This window comes from Mycobacterium sp. NGS40, assembly GCF_059812735.1.
Genome location: NZ_JCALDG010000091.1, coordinates 1 through 1,084 on the forward strand (window position 1 = coordinate 1; position 1,084 = coordinate 1,084).

Sequence of the window (1,084 nt, forward strand, 5' to 3'; positions counted from 1 at the left end):
CGCCACCGAGGCGCAATACGCCGAAATGTGGGCCCAGGACGGCGAGGCGATGGACACCTACTTCGCGTCCTCGGCAACTGCGTCCGAGTTGGCGCCGTTCACCGAGGCGCCGCAGACGACCAACCCCGCAGGCACGGAGATGCAGGCTGCGGTCGCACCAACCACAGCCGCTGCGGCAGCCGCGGCACCAGCCGCCGCAGCTGCTGCCAGCGCGACCTCGGGCGGCCCGCTGCAATTTCTCTCGCAGCTCGCCACCGAGTACACAAACTTCATCAACGGGCTCTTCAACTCGGCCCTTGGGCCAAACGGATCAGCGTGGGTCAACGCTGTGTACACCGGCCTCAAGGGCCCACTCAGCTTTACCACCGGGTTCAACGACATCGGGCTGCTGATCAACTTCCCTGTGTCGCAATGGCTCAAGTTCGCGCCTCCGGTGGCGTACGGCGCACTCCCCAAAGACGCGCTGGGCGCTGGTCTGGGCGCGTTGGGCTTCACCCGGGGCACCCTGTTCGACGCGATCTCGCCCACGGCGGGTTTCGCTCGGGGCACGCTGGTCGGATCGCTGACGGTTCCGCCCAGTTGGGCCTCGTCGACGCCGGCGATCAGGACGGTGGCCGCCGCCTTGACGGCCGCCGGGCCGGAGGCCATCCCGGCGGCGGCGCTAAGCGAGGGAAGCCTGTTCAGCTCGTTGGGAATGGCGGGAATGCTCGGAAGCGCGATGGGCGCCGGAGGTCCCACCGTGGTAAACGCCAGCGTCCGCAACCGGATGAAACCGCTCAAAGACCTCAAAGATAAGAACTCGCCGGAACACCTGAAACGTTTGGTGGCACAGATTTCGGAGAAGCCCGAAACCGTGCAGCATCACAACGTCGATGAGAAAGGTCTCGACGCGCTGCTCGAGCAGCTGGCCAAGAAGCCGGGTATCCACGCGGTGCACCTAAAAAAGAAGAAGTCCAAGGTCATCCCGTCCGGAGATGCGCAATTAGGTTGAGGAACAACCTGATTCAGTGATCTGGCTCAGCACGAAAGAAGGTAATCATGAAACGGCTATTCGCGGTACTCGGTGTGTTCGCGATGATTGGCC

The 1,084-nt window shown here is 63.8% G+C and carries 1 protein-coding gene; it reads left to right on the plus strand.

Going from position 1 to position 1,084, the window contains the following annotated elements; genetic code table 11:
* The coding region (locus AC5Y5O_RS32030) for a PPE family protein, SVP subgroup (protein ID WP_500028749.1) at positions 1-991 on the plus strand (991 nt) is incomplete at its 5' end.
* Between the last annotated feature and the right edge of the window lie 93 nt (positions 992-1,084).